This is a genomic window from Hydrogenophaga sp. (assembly GCF_026125825.1).
In the GTDB taxonomy this organism is placed as follows: Bacteria; Pseudomonadota; Gammaproteobacteria; order Burkholderiales; family Burkholderiaceae_C; genus Hydrogenophaga.
This window is the reverse complement of sequence record NZ_JAHCKK010000179.1, coordinates 1-3,970: the sequence shown is the minus strand read 5'-3', so window position 1 is coordinate 3,970 and position 3,970 is coordinate 1. Positions and strand designations below refer to the sequence as shown.

The 3,970-nt window shown below is 64.4% G+C and carries 6 protein-coding genes; all 6 read right to left on the bottom strand.

Features of this window, described 5'->3' with window-relative positions; genetic code table 11:
- On the bottom strand, window positions 1-282 hold a 282-nt coding region (gene nudB, locus KIT86_RS24540; protein WP_297403274.1), incomplete at its 3' end, for a dihydroneopterin triphosphate diphosphatase.
- 8 nt (window positions 283-290) lie between these two features.
- On the bottom strand, window positions 291-596 hold the full coding sequence (locus KIT86_RS24535; RefSeq protein WP_297403272.1) for a YqjK-like family protein: 306 nt from the start codon (window positions 594-596) through the stop codon (window positions 291-293).
- Window positions 593-979, bottom strand: a complete 387-nt coding sequence (locus KIT86_RS24530) for a phage holin family protein (protein ID WP_297403271.1) — start codon at window positions 977-979, stop codon at window positions 593-595. The genes KIT86_RS24535 and KIT86_RS24530 overlap by 4 nt, the downstream gene beginning before the upstream one ends.
- Window positions 980-995: 16 nt before the next feature.
- Window positions 996-1,316 (bottom strand): YqjD family protein, encoded by a 321-nt coding sequence (locus KIT86_RS24525; RefSeq protein ID WP_297403269.1) that lies wholly within the window; start codon window positions 1,314-1,316, stop codon window positions 996-998.
- A 140-nt stretch (window positions 1,317-1,456) separates the two neighbouring features.
- Window positions 1,457-3,259 (bottom strand): aspartate--tRNA ligase, encoded by a 1,803-nt coding sequence (gene aspS / locus KIT86_RS24520; RefSeq protein ID WP_297403267.1) that lies wholly within the window; start codon window positions 3,257-3,259, stop codon window positions 1,457-1,459.
- Window positions 3,260-3,307: 48 nt separating this feature from the next.
- A partial coding sequence (locus KIT86_RS24515) for a DUF502 domain-containing protein (protein ID WP_297403265.1) occupies window positions 3,308-3,970 on the bottom strand: 663 nt, incomplete at its 5' end.

Here is a 3,970-nt window from a genome sequence, read left to right as displayed (position 1 = left end):
CACAATGCCCGGCGCATAGCGATGCCGCCACTGCGGGTAGATCTCGTACACGTTTTCCAGTGCCCAGTCGCTCAGCACGTGCCCGGGTGCATGGGCGTCGAGGCCCGTTTCTTCCAATACCTCGCGCGCCGCCGTTTCCGCGAAGCTCTCGGCGTCCGTGTCCTTGGAGCCGGTCACCGATTGCCAGAAACCGGGCGCATCGGCGCGCTCGATCAGCAAGACCTCCAGCGCCGGGGTGTGGATCACCACCAGCACCGATTGCGGAATCTTCACGGGACGCAGAGATGGGTTCAGCGCCGCGCGGTCGGCAAAGTCGTGCGGACGCCCCGAAGCCCCTGCACAAACTTCCACGCCGACCACAACCGCATGCCAAAGCTCGCCGCCCGGCGCGGGCGCCATACCGCCAGCAGCAGGCTGCCGGCGGTGGCAATGAACGGATTGCCTCGCAGCCACAGCAAGGCGTCCTGCACGCGGTCTACCCAGGTCATGGCCGGCTGCACGGCCTCCAGTTCGACGGTGATCTGCCGGCGAAGCTGCTGCGAGCGCAGCACCAGCCGCTCCCGCCGCGTGGCCAGCACGACCGCACGCGGGTTCACACGTCCTCCCTGGCGGCTCGCAGGCCCTCACGGTCCTGCCTGAGCTCCTCGACGCTGGCCGAGAACAGGTAAGTCCCGGAGCGCACGCGCTCCCGGGCCAGCCAGGCAGCCACCCCGCCCGTGACGAGGAACAGCCCGGTGAAAACGCCCAGCGCCAGCAGGCGGTGGGTGTCCCACAGAGCGACCGTGATCAACAGCGCCAGCAGCACCACGCCCAGGCTGAGGAAGGCCACGGCCACCGCGCCATAGACCAGAAGCGCGCCGACGCGCAGCACTTCTTCCTGGGCCTCGACGCTGAACAGCTCCAGCCGGATCTGCACCAGCTCCAGGACGGTGGAAGCCAGCCCCCGGAGGGACGACGAGAAACGCTGCGGCGTGGCCATGGAGCGCCTGGTCCGATCAGCGACGGCTGATGAGCAGGCCCACCAGCAGACCCACACCGGCGGCGGCACCGATCGCGGACCAGGGGTTCTCGTGCACGTAGTCGTCGGTGGCGCGGGCCATCTCCAATGTCTTTTCCTTGATGGCCTCTTCGGCATCCGCCAGCTTGTGGCGAGCCTCGCGCAAGTTTTCGTTGATGCGATCGCGCAATTCCACCACCTTGCCTTCGGTCTGGTGGGCGGTGGCCTGCATCAGTTCTTCCGCGTCGGCGATCACGCGCTGGAGGTCAGCCACGAGCTTTTCCTTGCCATCGAGGGAGGTCGTACGAATCTTGGGCATGAGGGGACTCCTTTTCAAAAGGCCATGTTACTCCGAAGGAATGCCGAAACTTGCATGCAGATAAGCGCAATCAGCGCTTTGATACAAGAAAAAAGGCGCCTCGCGGCGCCCCTTTCGGAGGTGTCCTACAGACGGGCCTGTCAGGCGGATTTCGCCAGGTCCACGTTGCGCAGGCGAATGTGCAGCTCGCGCAGCTGCTTCTCGTCCACCGGGCTGGGGGCCTGGGTCAGCAGACACTGGGCACGCTGGGTTTTGGGGAAGGCGATCACGTCGCGGATGGACTCTGCACCGGTCATGAGCGTGACGATGCGGTCCAGGCCGAAGGCCAGGCCGCCGTGGGGCGGCGCACCGTACTGCAGCGCATCGAGCAGAAAGCCAAACTTGAGCTGAGCTTCCTCGGGCGTGATCTTGAGCGCGTCGAACACCTTCTGCTGCACCGCGGCGGTGTGGATGCGGACAGAGCCGCCACCAATTTCCCAGCCGTTGAGCACCATGTCGTAGCCCTTGGCGATGCACTTTTCGGGTGCGGTCACCATCCAGTCCTCATGACCGTCCTTGGGGGCGGTGAAGGGATGGTGCACCGCCGTCCAGCGGTCGGCTTCCTCGTCGTGCTCAAACATCGGGAAGTCCACCACCCACATGGGCGCCCAGCGGTCTTCGAACAGGCCGTTCTTCTTGCCCAGCTCGCTGTGACCGATCTTCAGGCGCAGTGCACCGATGGCGTCGTTCACCACCTTGGCCTTGTCGGCGCCGAAAAAGAGGATGTCGCCGTTCTGCGCACCGGTGCGCGAGAGGATGTCGGCCACGGCCTTGTCGTGCAGGTTCTTCACGATCGGGCTTTGCAGGCCGTCGCGGCCTTGCGAGGCGTCGTTCACCTTGATCCAGGCCAGACCCTTGGCGCCGTAGATCTTCACGAACTCGGTGTAGGCGTCGATCTCGCTGCGGCTCATGTCCGCGCCGCCGCGCACGCACAGGGCGACCACGCGACCGCCCTTCATGGTGGCCGGCGCCGAGAACACCTTGAAGTCCACATCGCCCATCACGTCGGTGAGTTCGGTGAATTCGAGCTTCACGCGCAGGTCGGGCTTGTCAGAACCGAAGCGATGCATGGCTTCGCTGTAGGCCATGATGGGGAACTCACCCAGGTCCACGCCCAGCGTGTTCTGGAACACCGTCTTGATCATGCCCTGGAACATGTCGCGGATGTCTTCCTCGGTGAGGAACGAGGTTTCGATATCGATCTGGGTGAACTCGGGCTGGCGGTCCGCACGAAGGTCTTCGTCGCGGAAGCACTTCGTGATCTGGTAGTAGCGGTCGAAGCCGGCCACCATCAGCAACTGCTTGAACAGCTGAGGTGACTGGGGCAGCGCGAAGAAGTGGCCATCGTGCACGCGGCTGGGCACGAGGTAGTCGCGCGCGCCTTCGGGCGTGCTCTTGGTCAGCATCGGGGTTTCGATGTCGATGAAGCCGTTGGCGTCGAGGAACTTGCGCACTTCCATGGCCACGCGGTAGCGCAGCATGAGGTTGTTCTGCATGTAGGGCCGGCGCAGGTCAAGCACGCGGTGCGTGAGGCGCGTGGTCTCCGACAGGTTCTCGTCGTCCAGTTGGAACGGCGGCGTCACCGAGGCGTTGAGCACCTTCAGTTCGTGGCACAGCACCTCGATCTGGCCACTCTTGAGCTTGTCGTTGGTGGTGCCCGCTGGGCGCGCACGCACCACGCCCGTGACCTGCACGCAGAATTCGTTGCGCACATCCTCGGCCGTCTTGAACATCTCGGCACGATCGGGATCACAGACCACCTGCACATAGCCTTCGCGATCGCGCAGGTCGATGAAGATCACGCCACCGTGGTCGCGGCGACGATTGACCCAGCCGCACAGCTGAACGGTTTGGCCCAGTTGGGCTTCGGTCACCAGACCGCAATAGTGGGTACGCATCGCCATATCGACTCTTCTTTCAACAGGATCGCGGACAGGGCCGCAGGAGAACATTCAGGAGGTTTCGGTGATGGCGCCATCGGCGGCCACCTTGAAGTGCGGGTTCTTCGGCCCGCCAGGGACGATCACGCCCATGGAGACGACGTAGGTGAGCGCTTCGTCCACGCTCATCTGCAGCTCCACACAGGCGCTCTTTCGCACCATCACGAAGTAGCCACCGGTGGGGTTGGGCGTGGTGGGCACGTACACGCTGAAGAACTCGTCGTGCTCGGCGCCACCCGGCATGGACTGGAGGTGGCTCAGGACGTCGCCCGCGGGCGAACCGGTCAGGAAGGCGATGGTCCACATGCCTTCGTGCGGCCATTGCACGAGCATGGCCTTGCGAAAGGCATTTCCCTTCTCGGAAAACAGCGTGTCGGAGACCTGCTTCACGCCGGAATAGATGGACCGCACCACCGGAATGCGGTGCAGCATGGCGTGCCACCAGCTCACCAGCTTGTTGCCGATGATGTTGGAGGCCAGCGCGCCAATCGACAGCACGACGACCAGGGCGAACAGCACGCCCAGGCCCGGGATGTGCACGCCAAGCAGTTGATCGGGCTGCCAACTCGTGGGCAGGATGCGCAAAGTCTGGTCGAGCGTGCTGACCACCCACTCCAGCACCCAGAGGGTGATGATCAGGGGCACCAGGACCAGAAGGCCCGAGAGCAGCCATTT